We start from the raw sequence: 13,683 nt of genomic DNA on the forward strand, positions 1-13,683 counted from the left end.
CCGGGGATGAGGTCAGTTGCCGTGGATCTTGAGCTCGTTCTCGAGGTCCTCCTGGAGGGCCTCTTCGATGGCGGGCACGCCGATCTTCTGGATGATTTCGTGGAGGAAGCCGCGGACCACCAGCTGACGGGCGATCTCCTCTGGGATGCCGCGGGCCATGAGGTAGAACAGGTGGTTCTCGTCGAAGCGTCCGGTGGAGGATGCGTGGCCTGCGCCGTCGATGACGCCGGTCTCGATCTCCAGGTTGGGCACGGAGTCCGCTCGGGCGCCGTCGGTGAGGACCAGGTTTTCGTTCTTCTCGTAGGAGTCGGTGTTCTCTGCCTCTTTGCGGATGAGAACGTCGCCGATCCACACGGTGCGTGCCGTCTGCCCTTGGAGCGCGCCCTTGTAGAGCACGTTGGACTTGTTGGACGGCGAGTTGTGGTCCACGAAGGTGCGGTGCTCGATGTGCTGGCCGGAGTCGGCGAAGTAGAGCCCGTACATTTCGGCTTCGGCGCCTTCTGCGGCGTAGCGGAAGTTGACGTTGAGCCGGACGATTTCGCCGCCGAGGCTGATGGCCACGTGCTTGTACTTCGCGTCGCGTCCCACTTCGGCGTCGTGCTGGCCGGTGTGGATGGCGTCGCTGTTCCAGCGCTGGAGGCTGATGACTTTGAGGTCTGCGCCGTCACCGACTTTGATCTCGACGTTGCCGTTGAAGATCGCGGATCCGCGGTGCTCGAGGACGATGGTGCCTTTGGCGTGCGCGGCGGCTTCGAGGACGATGTGGCTGTTGGCTCGTTTGCCTGCTTCGACTCCGGTGATGTCGACGCGAATGGGCTCTTCGATCTCGGTGTCGGCGGGGATCTGGATGTAGAGAGCTTCCGGTGTCTGCTTGGAGGCGATAGCAGCTGCGCGATCGGCAGGCTGCAGCACGGATCCGCGAGGGCTGGTGTCGGCGGTGAGGGATGACACTGCAGCGGTTTCGGGGGCGGAGATCTGGTAGTCGACGGGAGCGCCCTCGGTGGGGGTGTCTTCGAGGACTGAGGCCAGCTTCTTCAGCGGTGAGAAGCGCCACTCCTCTTCCCTGCCGGTGGGCTGCGGGTAGTCGGCGGGGTCGAAGCTCACGGTGCGCTTGGCGCGCGAGCCGGCGCCGGAGGTGATCTCCTGGCTTTCGCCGAGGCCGCCGTGGCTGTGGCTGTCGTCCATAGTCTCGGCGAGGGTCTCGCCCTCTTCGGTGAAGCCCGGAATGGAGATGCGGCGTTCGCCGACGTCTACTCCGGCGACTTTCTCCTCCTGCTCGGCAGGGGTGTTGGTCATCGTTTTCTCTTCCCTCTGTGGTGTGTGTTGACGCGGTGTCAGGGGTGGGGACTGAGTGAGCCTCTCACAGCTCGTCCGCGGCCCCAAGGGTGGGACCGCGGACAGCGTGCGAGGGGGTGGTCAGCCCACTGAGCCTTCCATCTGCAGCTCGATGAGCCGGTTGAGCTCAAGGGCGTATTCCATGGGCAGCTCACGGGCGATGGGCTCGATGAAGCCGCGCACGATCATGGCCATTGCTTCGTCCTCTGCCATGCCGCGTGACATGAGGTAGAACAGCTGGTCCTCGGAGACCTTGGAGACGGTGGCCTCGTGTCCGAGGGTGACGTCGTCCTCCCGGATGTCGATGTACGGGTAGGTGTCGGTCTTGGAGATGGTGTCGACCAGCAACGCGTCGCAGACCACGGAGTTCGCTGAGTTCTTAGCCTCCGAGTTGATCTGGACGAGTCCGCGGTAGGAGGCCCGCCCCCCGGAGCGTGCCACTGACTTGGACACGATGCTGCTGGAGGTGTTGGGGGCCATGTGCACCATCTTGGAGCCGGTGTCCTGGTGCTGACCTTCGCCTGCGAACGCCACCGAGAGGGTTTCGCCCTTGGCGTGCTCACCGGTGAGGTAGACGGCTGGGTACTTCATGGTGACCTTGGATCCGATGTTGCCGTCGATCCACTCCATGGTGCCGCCCTGGTCCACCACGGCACGCTTGGTGACGAGGTTGTACACGTTGTTGGACCAGTTCTGGATGGTCGTGTACCTCACGCGGGCGTTCTTCTTCACGACGATCTCGACGACTGCGGAGTGCAGTGAGTCAGTGTCGTAGATGGGTGCGGTGCAGCCTTCGATGTAGTGGACGTAGGAGTCCTCGTCGGCGATGATCAGCGTCCGCTCAAACTGGCCCATGTTCTCCGTGTTGATGCGGAAGTAGGCCTGGAGGGGGATCTCGACGTGGACGCCCTTGGGAACGTAGACGAAGGAGCCGCCTGACCACACGGCGGTGTTGAGGGCGGCGAACTTGTTGTCGCCCACGGGGATCACGGAGCCGAAGTACTCCTCGAAGAACTCGGGGTGCTCCTTCAGGGCGGTGTCGGTGTCCATGAAGATGACACCCTGCTCCTCCAGGTCCTCGCGGATCTGGTGGTAGACCACCTCTGATTCGTACTGGGCTGCCACGCCGGAGACGAGGCGGTCGCGCTCTGCCTCAGGGATGCCGAGGCGCTCGTAGGTGTTGCGGATGTCTTCGGGGAGGTCCTCCCAGGTGCGTGCCTGCTTCTCAGTGGAGCGCACGAAGTACTTGATCTGGTCGAAGTCGATGCCGGAGAGGTCCGCGCCCCAGGTGGGCATGGGCTTGCGGTCGAAGTACTTCAGGCCCTTCTGGCGGAGCTTGAGCATCCACTCGGGCTCGCTCTTCTTGCCGGAGATGTCGGCGACCACTTCGGTGCTGATGCCGCGCTTGGCGGCGGCGCCGGCGGCGTCGGAGTCTGACCACCCGTACTCGTAGCCTTTGCCGAGGTCTTTGAGCTCGGGGTTGGACTCGAGGATCTCGGAGATGACTCCGGGGTCGTCGGTGTTCTTGAGGGTCTCTTCAGCCTTCTGAGTGTCCGTCATGACAGCCTCTCTTGTTGACGCGGGGAGATTACGATTCGCTTCCGGCCGCCCCTTCTGGGTGCGGCGGTGGTCTGTGGTCCCTGTTCTGCACGGGCTCTGCGTTCAGCAGCGAGCTTCTCGCGTCCGACCGGGACGTGTGTTGTGCATACATGTGCTCCCGCGGCCTGGGTTGAGAGCCGCCGGACATCGACCTCCAGCAGTCGGGAGATCATGGCGGTCTCTTCCTCGCAGAACACCGGATGGGCGGCGGCTATTTCCCGGACGGGGCAATGACCTTGGCAGAGTTGGGTGGACTGCATGGCCAGAAGGGGGTTGTCGCGGCCCACAAGCCGGGTGAATCCCGAGAATCCGTCGTCGTTGAAGAGCTCGGCGAGCTTCTCGGAGCGTTCGTCGAGGTCCTCGATGCTGCTGAGCTGCTCCCAGTAGCGGGCCTCGAAGCCGGAGAAGTATTCCTTGGCGAGGGTGCGTGCCCCGTAGGAGTCGGCGGCCGCTTCCTGACGGGTATCGATCCCGGCTTGGTCCACGGGCGTGAGCTGAGGGTCGGCTCCTGCTTCTGCGAGTGGCTCGCCGGAAGCGTGCTGGTCCAGCACCTGGAGAGCGGCCCGGACGAGGTTCAGGTAGTCGTCGCCCAGGATCTGCTGCCCGCGGGAGGACAGCACGTAGCGGCGCGAGGGCCGTCCGGCCGCGCGCTTGGATCCTGTGACGGTTTTGATCTCGACGATGCCCTGCTCGGTCATGGCGTCGAGGTGCCGGCGGACCGCTGCGGGGGTGAGGCTGAGCCTCTTGCCGAGCTGGGCCGCAGAGATTGGCCCCTCCTCCACGACGAGCTGCAGCACCCGCTCACGGGTGGACCCGTCCGCTTCGGGCGCGAGGGTCTCCGCTGCTGGCGCTGGAGTGCCGGCTTCCGATTGCATAAGTCAATTCTGACCTATTCGCATCTGCGGCACCAGCAAGGCAGGCCTTAGTGGTGGCCTTCAGCGCGTCTCCGCCCGGTAAGGTCTGCTCACCACCGGATTCTTCTGGGAGTGCATCCGTGATGTCTGCGCTCCCCGCCCTGACATCCCACGTCTCCCCTTGGAGGTGATGGTTCAGGCTTCAGCCGGTATGTCCGGGGCAGCATCGTCAGTCATGGCGGGGTCATATGGGAACCAGCCGTAGGTCAGAAGAGTCGGAGGATGTATACGCGACTGTGGCCCTGGTCGCCGCGGACGGCAGGATGTGCTCGCCTCCGTGGACTTGTTCCTCGCCGAGACTGGGTCATTTCTGTCCCAAATGTGCCTGTGTGGGGGACCCATTCCGGCTGGGAACTGAGCGAATCTGGCGAGGTCTAAGGCTCCGGCGACCCCGCAGGCATCTCCAACCCTCGGCCGGACCACCCCATGCCTCGGGTCCCAGAACGTCCGCCCCAGGGGACTATCTGTCCAGTAGAAGGGCAAGGAGACTGAAATCATGCCAGCGCGAAAATTCGCTCCCCGATTTGCAGTTGTAATGCTGGGAGGGAGCGTTGGTTACCTGCTTCTCAAAGTTCTCCTGCCCAACACCAGCTGGGCCCCGGCTGACGTACTACCAGCGCTCTTCATCATTTTCCTCGGTGCGCTGGTCAATGCCTGGGTCGGCCGCCAAGCAGATGCTCTGCGGGTGCGGGAAGAGAACGGAAGTCCCCTACCGAAGGTGTCCAAGATGAAGCATACAAAGACAACTAGCCGCAGCCTGGCCGCAGTCCCGCTGATATCAGTCTTGGCGGTCCTTTTCGGAGGTCCGCCTGCCTATGCAGGCGCGGCAAGCGCGAAGCCCGAAACCCAGCAGACCTCCACCGAGACCCTTTCAGAAGAGCAAACATTCAGCTCCGAAGAAGTACACCTCTCGACAGCGGACTTGGCATCGATCGAAGGGGACCTTAAGGACACGGGAGCTTCATACACCGTCACTCAGTCTGATGGCACTACTTTTCACGAGTATTCGCTGACTGACGGAAGCGTCTTCGGCATCTCTCAGAACGCTTCCGCTCCTCCCACTGAACCGGGGCACGTCACGCCAGATCTGAGCTTCGGCGACACAGATCAGGGGTTCTACATTCTGCTCAATCAAACAGACCAGAGCGCGATTAGGGCCGGCTCAACAGCTGTCCTGACCGCCTCAATCTGTGCCATTAACGTGGTGGCTTGCGTCGTGGCATCTGGTGCTATTGCGTCAGCCAGCGAGTACATACGCGAAGTTGGAAGCTGTCCGGGCGGGCGAAACCTCCGCATTGATGTCCAGGTTGGGGGCGGAGCACCGGCCCCAACTGGGGCGCGTTGCGTCTAAGATCACGGGCTCAGAAATCAACGCTCGCGTCCCAACTTCGGCAGCGCCCTTCCGCAGAGCGAGTCACGGCCACTCGTGTTGAACGGCAGGAAGAGGGATGCTTGCTAAGACGCTTCGAATACGCGGAAATGGGCGCATGCGTTGGGCGCCAAGGTCGTTATAGCGGCAATTCAAGCAGTGCTAGATATGGGTCTCCGCGTAGGCCCAGGACAGCGGCGAAGGCTGGTTCAGTCTTCATACCGCTGCTCTTCAGCTGCCGAATCTGTTCGCGGAACTCCTCACCGTGTCGGGTGAGCAGCACGTATTCAGCCACTAAGTGCCTGAAGGCCCGCTGTTTCCTGACGGGAGTGGGTTGGATGAAGAATTCGATCGGGTATGTCCCCATGGTGAAGGCTGCGCACCACGCACCTGCTTCACGGCCATGTGCCCACGAGCTGAAATCGGACCGATGGGAGAAGCAGGTCGTGAGGTCATCGCGAACCTTCGCGGGCTGGCTGGTCGATATAAGGATGTCCAGGTCGGAGTTCGGGAGATCGATGTCCAGCGGCACGGTGCCTGCTAGGGCCCATTCCTCGACCTGCGGCATCGAATCGAGGGGCAGCTGGTCCAGAGTCCGGGCAGCGCGCTGCTGCCTGCTGTTCCCCTTGCGCAGATAGTCGCTGGTTAAGAGCTGTCGCTCAGCCTCTGCTGCAGTCATGCAGGGTGCCTCAGTCATGCGGGGTCGCTTTCAGGGGAAAAGAACAGCCTCGGCACGGGCGCCATGAGTTCGGGGCCGTTGTTGCGCACATTGCCGACCTCGGGGCCGACCGGGTGAATCTCCCAGAGGCGTGCCACCTCGGGCACTCCCCCGCGCACTTCGTCGAGAAGCTCTTCCAGCTCTGTGCTGGTGGGCTCGCCGGGCTGAACCCATTGGTCGGCAAGTGTGGGCGTCATAGCCAGTGGGGTGCGGTCGTGCAGGGCACCGAGCTCACGCAGGACTGCGTCATCAGCTGTGGGTGCTGGGCCGGTGAGAATGGTGGTGGAGACGATCGTCTCCTCTCCGTCCGTCCAGCTCTCCCAGAGGCCGGCGAACAGCATGAGAGAGCCGTCGGCGGGTCTGATGAGGTGCGGGGTCTTCGTCCGCCCCTCGGTGCGCCATTCGTAATAGCCCTCGGCTGGGACGATGGCGCGCTTGCGCCGTACTGCGGAGCGGAAGCTGGGTTTGGTGGTGACGGTTTCAGAACGGGCGTTGAAAGTTCTTGAGGAGAAGGTTCTGTCCTTGGCCCACGGGGGCAGCAGTCCCCACCGGGCGGGGCCGAGGCGCCTCAGGATTTCTCCGTCGACGAGGGTTTCCACAACGATGGGGACTGTATCGGTGGGTGCGATGTTCCAGCTGGGCTGGTGCTGGTAGTCGGGGTCGTGGTCGGCGTGGAGTGCGGCGGCGAGATCGCCGGTGGCTCGAGCTTGGACGTAGCGGCCGCACATGCTGTCAGCTTACGTGTCAGGATCTGGTTCTACTCTTGTTTCTATGAGCGCTGAGACTCTGGAGACTGGGCAGCAGGTGCGCACCGCACAGGTGTGGACCACTGCGGGTGGTGCCCCGCTGAAGTTTATCTTTGAGGATCGCCGGTTTGTGGTCTGTTCGCGGCCCATTTTTTGGATCGGCCGCCATGAGGGGTGGTGGACCAGGGTCCGCCGTCTGCCGAAGACCGACGCGGCGAAGCTGCTGGAGCGCCCGATGTACCAGGTCCAGGCCAAAGATATAGACAATGGCGAGATCCTCACCTTCGACCTCGAGATCAGCGAGGCACGGGAATGGGCCGTCGATACGGTGCGCCCGTGATCTGAAGTCTCACGTCACCGGTGGTCGCGGTTTCGCCTGTATGTGGCCTTCTGGTCGGACCATTCGAAATCGGGCACATACGGGCGAAGGTACTCGCGGAGGTTGTGATCGCACACGTAGACGAATGTTCCACGGCGGCCGCGAGTGAGCAGAACGTAGTAGACATTGCGGACCCACTCGAGGAGCTCCTCGGGAGTCCAGTCTCGTCCCTTCTGCTTATTGCGATAGATGGCCCGCTTGTCGAAGAAGCTGCTTCGGTCGAACCATAGCGAGTCCTCATCCGGGTCGTATCGCAGATCGGGGCCGATGATGACCCCGGCGTAGTTGAGGTCATAACCCTGAAGGGTATGGATGGAGCCGACCTCCTCGAGCGAGCCGGGTGAGTCCACCCAATCCTTCACTCGCGAGTTCCAGCGCGCCTGGTAGTCACCAATGCGGATGTCGGTGAGCGACCCGTCCTTCTTGCTCACCCACTCCCACGCGTAGCCCGCTGCCATGCGGGCGAGCCCGAACTCCTGATTGCGTTCACGGATCACGTGGTGCATCTGCGCCGGATCCTCGAACATGGTGAACTCGTAATCGCTGCCGAAGCGTGTGGGATGACGAGGGGGTTCTCCGCCGACGAGCGACTTGATGTACTTGATGTAGTCGTTGCCGCCGAGGACTCGCATCTGGGAGCGGAGCCTGTGGTGTTTGCCCTCCCCTTCGGCTTTGGCAATGACGCCGCGAAGGTGCTCCCTGGGCAGGTCCGAGGCGTGAACGGTCTGCGACAGATCAGCAAGCAGGATCTGGTGGTCGCTCAGCCGCTGCACCCAGTCCAGCTGCGTCTTAAGTGCCCCGTCGGGCTCATCCCCGAAGAGTCGACTGTTGATGTCGCGGTAGGTTCCGTTCAGCGGGCCCGACGCTTGGGCAGCTTTCTGAGAGAGGCGATGCGTCTCGTCGACAACGAGCAAGGAATAGCGGGTGTCGGAGTTCCCCACTGTGAAGGGACTGACCACCATGTCCGCACGGAGATGCGGGATTCGCCGGAACACCCGTTGTATCGATTCGCGCAGCGACTGCTGAGGGACTACTAGGCCGATCCCGTTACCGGTCTCCAGGAGGGACCTGATGGCCAGCCGGTTCTCTCGGGTGAAGAACTCGCTGAACTCTGACCCTTCACCTTCCTCCTGCACGGGATCGGTGTCAGCAGCTGTGCCGATGTCTACGAGCAGTTTGAGGAGGAAGACTGCGACGATTGTCTTCCCCGTCCCGGGGTCTCCTTCGACGACGATGGAGCCTGCCGCGGTCCTACCGCTGAGACTTCTCAGCAGCAGCGAGACAATGTCTCGAACAGCTCGTTCTTGGTTTTCCTCAAGTGATTTGAACGGGGAGAGTTTGTACAGGTCGTCGTTTTCGATCTCTTCGATGCTCTTGCGAAAGATCTCATGCTGTCTGAGCTGATCGAAAAGCTGGCCGCGGAATCGAGCTTGGAAGCTGTTCTTGCCGTGGTAATTGCGATCGACAATGCCGTCATTGCGATTAAGCAGGTGGTACTTGCCGTCTCCCGCGAGGTGTTGGATGAGGAAAGCCTCAAGATCCAGGGCGGCCGACTTGTTGAACTCGTCGTCCAAGATGACGCGCGACTCTCTGGCGCGTGAACCATGCAGCGCCCTGAGCTTGGTCTTCTCATGGTTGGCGTAGTGCTGGCTGATGCGTTTGGAAACATTAGTGGATTCGCCGACGTAGATGGTGCGGTTCTGCTCGTTCCTGATCAGGTAGACGGCCGGCCAGTTCTGCAGGCGGGTTCCTTCTTCGCGGAGTTTGTGCTCAGCCCCAGGAGCAAAGTCGAAGGAGATGATGTCCAGGGTTTCCGACGTCTTCGTCATGGCGACCCCGCAAAAGGTCGGGGCAGGCTGGCGCAGATGCGCCGCATCCTCGCCGTCATCATTCTGTCAGCCTACCCGCGGCGTACGCCGCTCAGCGCGACATTGGCTGTTTCGGTCGTCAGGAGGCTTCCTGGTCGACTGCGACGATGACGGATTTGGTGCGTGTGTAGGAGGCCAGCGCTTCAGGCCCTGACTCCCTCCCCCATCCGGAGTCGCCGACTCCGCCGAAGGGCACTGCCGCATCGAGCATGCCCCAGCCGTTGACCCAGACGATGCCGGCGTCGAGCTTCGCCGAGACTCTGTGCGCGCGGCTGATGTTCTGCGACTGGAGCCCGGCCGCGAGACCGTAGGGGGTGCTGTTGGCGAGCCGAATGGCCTCCTCCTCCGTGCTGAATGACTGCACGGTGAGGACCGGCCCGAACACCTCTTCCTGGATGATTGGCGCGTCCTGGGGAAGGTCGGCGAGCACCGTGGGCTCCAAGTAGAAGCCGCCGTCCTGCTCCAGGCGCGAACCTCCGGTGATGAGCCGCCCGCCCTGATCCAGCGCCTGCTGGATCTTGGCCTCGACGCCTTCGAGCTGGGACCTGCTGATGAGCGGGCCGATCACGGTTCCGGGGTCGCTGGGTCGGCCGACCGGAACGTGCGGCACGGCGCCTTCCAGAATGTTCAGGACCGCTTCGTAGGCGGACTCTTGGACCAGGAGTCGGGGGCCGGCCATGCAGAACTGGCCGGTGTTGAAGATGAACCCGCTGATGGCTGTGTTGACCGCCGCCTCGAGGTCCGCGTCTTCGAAGATGATGTTCGGACCGTTGCCGCCGAGCTCCGCGACCACAGGCTTCAGGTGCTCCCCCGCGGTCCGTGCCACCTGGCGGCCGACAGCGGTTGAGCCGGTGAACGCGATGGCGTTGACGTCAGGATGCTCCACCAAGGCCGCACCGAGCTCCGGGCTGGGCCCAGTGAGGAGGTTGTATACCCCATCAGGCACACCCGCCTCCTGGAGGATGCCGGCGAGCAGCTGAGCGGTCTGCGGAGTGTGGGGTGCGGGCTTGTGGACCACCGTGTTGCCGGCCGCAAGTGCGGGGGCGATCTTTGAGCAGCTGAGGATCAGAGGGAAGTTGTAGGGGCTGATGGCTGCGACAACCCCGTGGGGTTCGCGGCGAGTGTAGGCCAGCGCCGGAAGCGGAGTGTTCCTGACGGATCCGTCGAGCTGCTGGGCAAGCGCCCCGTAGTACTCGAAGTGGTCCGCGGCGTTCGGTACGTCGATGTTCCGCGCAAAGGTAATGGGTTTGCCGACGTCGAGGCTCTCCGCCTGGGCGAGCTCCTCGGTGTGCTCACGCATCAGGGATGCGGCTCTGAGCAGAATGCGGGAGCGCTCCCGCGCGGGCATGCCTGACCATCGCTGGTCGTCGAAGGCTGCGCGTGCTGCTCGCACTGCCGTGTGTGCGTCAGCCGGCGAGGCGGCTGCGGCCTGGCCGACCACCTTGCCTGTCGCGGGGTCTTCTACGTCGTAGGCCGTCCCTTCTGCCGGGGCGACCCATTGTCCGTTGATCCAGAGATTGTTCCGGATGTTCCCTTGCTCTGACATGATCGGGCTCCTCACGCGAAATGTGACTTGGATCATAGATCTGCGGTCGAGGGGCTACAAGAGTCGTTCTTATCCTGTGGGACTCCTCTCCGCGTGTTGCCGCAGCAACGATGAACACACGTATGCCCCCGATGCGAATGAGCTCCTCATGTCTGGTCACGTAGATGCTGTGGTGCTCGATGTGCTCGAGACTCTGCTCGACCTTGCCCCATTGGAGAACGGCTCGAGGAGGTGGGATAGCATGCTTCCATGTTGGAACCGTTCATTATGCGGTTCCAACGGCTGGAAGGTGAGCTTGGCGAAGTCTTCCTCGCGCCGGACGTTCGGGGCGACGACCTCGTTGACGTGGTCGATGGGCTGCTTGCACTCTGACGCACACGCCGCTTCGGTCCAGATCAGTCTTCGGACGTTCTATCGCTGGCGGACAGAGACGCACGAAAAAGACCCGCCACACCGGGCGGGTCTTTTTCCAGATTGTGGAGCATATCGGACTCGAACCGATGACCTCCTGCATGCCATGCAGGCGCGCTACCAGCTGCGCCAATGCCCCATTTTCCTGCTTGACTGCTTCAGCATCTCTGCGTCGGCAACCCCTATATATTACACCTGCTCAGAGCCGGGAGCCAAATCAAGGTCCACCACCGGCACGTCTGCGTAGAGGCGGTCCAGTCCATACAGGGAACGCTGCTCCTCGTTCTGAATGTGGACCACCATGTGCCCGTAGTCCAACAGCACCCAGGTCCCGGAGTCCTTGCCCTCACGCCGCAGAGGCGAGGAGCCGTGCTCCTGCTTCACCTTCAGCTCAATCTCATCGGTGATCGCATTGATCTGCCGCTCCGACGGCGCAGAGCAGATCAGGAACGCATCGGTGATGCCGAGCCTCTCCCCCACATCCAGGCCGGAGATATTCGTCGCCAACTTCTCAGACGCGGCGTGCGCCGCGGTCCGCAGTTCAGCAATCACATTGTCAGGAACAGTCATCACACCAAGCCTCAAAGCACCACAGTAAACAGAACAACAACGGCGGCTGCGAGCAGCAGCGCCAGAACAATCACCAGCCACAGCATCACGTTGGGACGGTTCGCCTCCTTGGAGGTCTCATCGACGAGCTTGTCGATATCCAAGCCGTGGGCCCCGCGAGCTTCGACCGGTTCGATGCTGCCCGACGGCAGCTCCACGTAGTCGTGCTCGGAGTCCATGGCATCGCGGACCGTCTTGGAAGCAATGACGTCGGACTCCGGGGGGTGGTGACGACGCCACCGCCGCTCCTCGGCCTCCCTCGCTTCGCGCTCCGCCTGCTCCTGACGCAGACGCGCCTGGTTGGCCTGCATCGCCTTCGCGGCGAAGGCCTGCTGGCGGCGCAGCAGCTCAGGGTCCACGTTCTCCGGATCGTCGTGGAGCTTGATCTCGCTGGTGAGCTCATCCAGCTCTGCGAGCATGTCCTCATCGAGCCGGGGAATGCTCGACGTTTCCCGCAGCAGGCGCCAGGCCCGGCGCGATGCCGGAATAGGGGCGACTTCACCGCTGTCGGCCTGCGGGTACGTGATCAGCTCTGTGGAGGCACCGGAGTCAGGCTCATCGTTCGCCTCCGGCTCGGAGGAGTCCTGCTCCTCGAAGCTCGGCACGTGGTCGATGTCACCGAGGCCCCAGGTGTCCTCGCCGAGAGCATCGGCGACCTCTTCTTCGGGCCGTGACTGGTCCGGCTCCGCGGGCTCAGGCAGCGGCGCCTCGGGGGCATCTTCCGGAGCTGCCCAGGAGGTCTCCTCCTCAGCTTCGTCATCGTCACGCTCCGCCGGTCCGGGCTGGCCGAAATGAGACCCCGAGTAGGAAGGTGCCGCTTCGGTCTGCTCCTCGTCGGGCCATTCGGCGTCGTGCGCCACCTGCTGGACAGGTGCAGTGACGTAGTCGCCGGGCTGAAACTCCTGAGTGGCTTCGGGATCCTCATCCAGAGGACGCTCCGCCTCGGGCGCCTCCTCGGAATCGGCCTCCTGAGCCTCCCGCTCTGCCTCCGCCAAGTCACCGGCGGCGGGATCCTCCATGGTCTGCACGTCCTTGAGCGTGCGGGCCAGTTCGTCCTCACCGGCGTCGTCCGGAACCCCAGGCACCTGCGCCTCCACAGATGCCTCAGGCTCCGGCGCTGCTGTCGCGTCCGTCTCCGGAGGGTCCAGCTCGTCCGCCGCCGCGTCAGCCTCTTCGAAGGCGCCGCGGTGCACGGCCAGCTCGGCCTCACGACGGCGCCGCAGCTCCTTGCGGGAGACCGGCAGATAGCGCTCACGGAGATTGTCTCCGCCGCTGATCTGCTCGGGGATTGAATCACTCATCGTGACGCCTCCTGATCGTTTTGGTCCATGCTATGCCCCACTGCGTCGCTGGAGGGGGCACCATGGGCGTGTGTGGCCGAGTCAGGGCGGTACAGCCTGTGCTTCGCGATGTACTGAACCACCCCGTCGGGCACCAGGTACCAGACCGGCTTTCCCGTTTCGGCACGCTCACGCAGGTCAGTTGAGCTGATCGCCATGGCCGGAATCTCCATCAGAGACACCTGGTCGCTGCGGCCCAGATCCGCGTTGATGTAGCCCGGCCTGCTCACCGATACGAAGTGAGCGAGGCTCCACAGCTCCTCGACGTTCTTCCACGACAGGATCTGGGCCATCGCGTCGGCCCCTGTGATGAAGAAGAGCTCGGCCGTCGGATACATCTCGCGGAAATCGCGCAGCGTATCAATGGTGTACGTGGCTCCGCCGCGGTTGATGTCTGCCCGGGAGACCGTGAAGCGCGGATTGGACGCCGTGGCGATGACCGTGAGCAGGTACCGGTGCTCCGGAGGCGTGACGTCGCGCTCCTGCTTCTGCCACGGCTGCCCGGTGGGCACGAAGATAACCTCGTCGAGGCCGAACTCCGCCGCAACCTCGCTCGCAGCGACGAGGTGACCATGGTGAATGGGATCGAACGTCCCTCCCATGATCCCCAGTCGAGGGGGCCGGCTGCCCGGGTCGGGAGTGGTGGAGGTGTGAGCCAAGCTGGTCAGTGACCGCCGGCCTCGGGGTCAGCCTGAGGTGAGCGGTTCTTCTGCGCGAAGCTCAGAGCCACCAGCATAGCCAGCATCAGGAATGCGAACATCAGGATGCCGAACCAGGGGGCCGGCATGAACAGCGCCTCGCTGTGCTCCTCGGCGAGCAGGGTCAGAACAGGAAAACTCATGGGCGCTA

14 protein-coding genes and 1 tRNA gene are annotated in these 13,683 nt (G+C 63.2%); 3 read left to right on the forward strand and 12 right to left on the reverse strand.

Going from position 1 to position 13,683, the window contains the following annotated elements; translation table 11 throughout:
* Positions 1 to 12: 12 nt before the first annotated feature.
* The 3 genes from sufD to FS388_RS12790 form a co-directional block, all read right to left on the reverse strand.
* Complete coding sequence (gene sufD, locus FS388_RS12780) at positions 13 to 1,296, reverse strand: Fe-S cluster assembly protein SufD (RefSeq protein ID WP_146341757.1); 1,284 nt, start codon at positions 1,294 to 1,296, stop codon at positions 13 to 15.
* Between the two features lie 120 nt (positions 1,297 to 1,416).
* Positions 1,417 to 2,895 (reverse strand): Fe-S cluster assembly protein SufB, encoded by a 1,479-nt coding sequence (sufB, locus tag FS388_RS12785; protein WP_146341758.1) that lies wholly within the window; start codon positions 2,893 to 2,895, stop codon positions 1,417 to 1,419.
* On the reverse strand, positions 2,892 to 3,809 hold the full coding sequence (locus tag FS388_RS12790) for a metalloregulator ArsR/SmtB family transcription factor (protein WP_146341759.1): 918 nt from the start codon (positions 3,807 to 3,809) through the stop codon (positions 2,892 to 2,894). Before FS388_RS12790 ends, sufB begins: the two co-directional genes overlap by 4 nt.
* A 535-nt stretch (positions 3,810 to 4,344) precedes the next feature.
* Here FS388_RS12790 and FS388_RS12795 point away from each other — a divergent pair.
* Positions 4,345 to 5,199, forward strand: coding sequence for a hypothetical protein (locus FS388_RS12795; protein ID WP_146341760.1), 855 nt, complete (start codon positions 4,345 to 4,347; stop codon positions 5,197 to 5,199).
* A gap of 157 nt (positions 5,200 to 5,356) precedes the next feature.
* Here the strand turns inward: FS388_RS12795 and FS388_RS12800 are convergent, their stop codons facing one another.
* Both FS388_RS12800 and FS388_RS12805 read right to left on the reverse strand, forming a co-directional pair.
* Complete coding sequence (locus tag FS388_RS12800; protein ID WP_168198715.1) at positions 5,357 to 5,896, reverse strand: DUF4269 domain-containing protein; 540 nt, start codon at positions 5,894 to 5,896, stop codon at positions 5,357 to 5,359.
* A 14-nt stretch (positions 5,897 to 5,910) separates the two neighbouring features.
* A complete protein-coding gene (locus FS388_RS12805; protein WP_146341762.1) occupies positions 5,911 to 6,663 on the reverse strand; it encodes an SOS response-associated peptidase in 753 nt (250 codons plus the stop codon).
* 43 nt (positions 6,664 to 6,706) lie between these two features.
* On the opposite strand from FS388_RS12805, the gene FS388_RS12810 reads away from it, so the two are divergent.
* Entirely contained in the window at positions 6,707 to 7,021 is a 315-nt protein-coding gene (locus FS388_RS12810) for a hypothetical protein (protein ID WP_146341763.1), read from the forward strand.
* A gap of 14 nt (positions 7,022 to 7,035) precedes the next feature.
* Here FS388_RS12810 and FS388_RS12815 read toward each other — a convergent pair whose 3' ends face one another.
* Positions 7,036 to 8,889 (reverse strand): DUF2075 domain-containing protein, encoded by a 1,854-nt coding sequence (locus FS388_RS12815; protein WP_146341764.1) that lies wholly within the window; start codon positions 8,887 to 8,889, stop codon positions 7,036 to 7,038.
* Between the two features lie 118 nt (positions 8,890 to 9,007).
* Positions 9,008 to 10,474: an aldehyde dehydrogenase gene (locus FS388_RS12820; RefSeq protein ID WP_146341765.1), complete on the reverse strand. Its 1,467-nt coding sequence runs from the start codon at positions 10,472 to 10,474 to the stop codon at positions 9,008 to 9,010.
* A 249-nt stretch (positions 10,475 to 10,723) separates the two neighbouring features.
* On the opposite strand from FS388_RS12820, the gene FS388_RS13370 reads away from it, so the two are divergent.
* Complete coding sequence (locus FS388_RS13370) at positions 10,724 to 10,846, forward strand: hypothetical protein (RefSeq protein WP_256369555.1); 123 nt, start codon at positions 10,724 to 10,726, stop codon at positions 10,844 to 10,846.
* Positions 10,847 to 10,951: 105 nt separating this feature from the next.
* Here the strand turns inward: FS388_RS13370 and FS388_RS12835 are convergent.
* From FS388_RS12835 to FS388_RS13090, 5 genes are all read right to left on the reverse strand, one after another.
* A tRNA-Ala gene (locus FS388_RS12835) sits at positions 10,952 to 11,024 on the reverse strand.
* A 50-nt stretch (positions 11,025 to 11,074) separates the two neighbouring features.
* The gene (gene rsfS, locus FS388_RS12840; protein WP_146341766.1) at positions 11,075 to 11,455 is read right to left on the reverse strand and encodes a ribosome silencing factor; all 381 of its coding nucleotides are present in this window, start codon (positions 11,453 to 11,455) and stop codon (positions 11,075 to 11,077) included.
* An 11-nt stretch (positions 11,456 to 11,466) separates the two neighbouring features.
* Complete coding sequence (locus tag FS388_RS12845) at positions 11,467 to 12,795, reverse strand: hypothetical protein (RefSeq protein WP_146341767.1); 1,329 nt, start codon at positions 12,793 to 12,795, stop codon at positions 11,467 to 11,469.
* The gene (gene nadD / locus FS388_RS12850) at positions 12,792 to 13,436 is read right to left on the reverse strand and encodes a nicotinate-nucleotide adenylyltransferase (RefSeq protein ID WP_146341768.1); all 645 of its coding nucleotides are present in this window, start codon (positions 13,434 to 13,436) and stop codon (positions 12,792 to 12,794) included. The genes FS388_RS12845 and nadD overlap by 4 nt, the downstream gene beginning before the upstream one ends.
* 62 nt (positions 13,437 to 13,498) lie before the next feature.
* Positions 13,499 to 13,675, reverse strand: a complete 177-nt coding sequence (locus tag FS388_RS13090; RefSeq protein ID WP_168198716.1) for a hypothetical protein — start codon at positions 13,673 to 13,675, stop codon at positions 13,499 to 13,501.
* Positions 13,676 to 13,683 lie beyond the last annotated feature (8 nt).

The sequence above is a fragment of the Nesterenkonia sp. NBAIMH1 genome (assembly GCF_007922635.1).
Classification (GTDB): Bacteria; Actinomycetota; Actinomycetes; order Actinomycetales; family Micrococcaceae; genus Nesterenkonia; species Nesterenkonia pannonica.